We start from the raw sequence: 503 nt of genomic DNA on the forward strand, positions 1-503 counted from the left end.
GTACGTACTCAGTTAAAAACACGTACATTATTCAATGTGTTAGGTCCATTAATCAATCCGGCACGCCCACCAATTGCGTTGATTGGGGTGTATCAAGAATCGTTAGTAGAGCCCGTAGCAAAAACACTACAAATGCTTGGTTTTACTCGCGCTGCTGTGGTACACAGTGGAGGTATGGATGAAGTTTCTCTTCATGCTACAACACAGGTTGCTGAGTTAAACCAAGGTGTTCTTTCCTTCTATCAACTAAACGCAACTGATTTTGGTTTACAGACTTATCAGTTATCTGATTTAGAAGGTGGTACTCCTGATGAAAACCGAATTTTACTCACCAATTTGTTACAGGGTCACGGAAAGCCTGCACATGAAGCTGCGGTCGCAGCAAATGTTGCCATGCTAATGCGTATTAATGGCCATGAAGATTTAAAACAAAATAGCGAACACGCTCTGAATATTATTCGTAGTGGTAGCGCGTTTGACCGAGTCACTGCACTAGCTTCAAG

At 42.3% G+C, this 503-nt stretch carries 1 pseudogene; it reads left to right on the forward strand.

What is annotated here, in order from left to right:
- Window positions 1–503, forward strand: a pseudogene (locus tag ABN217_RS20570) (anthranilate phosphoribosyltransferase); the annotation flags it as partial.

Source organism: Proteus sp. fly-1067 (assembly GCF_040139345.1).
Lineage (GTDB): Bacteria > Pseudomonadota > Gammaproteobacteria > Enterobacterales > Enterobacteriaceae > Proteus > Proteus vulgaris_B.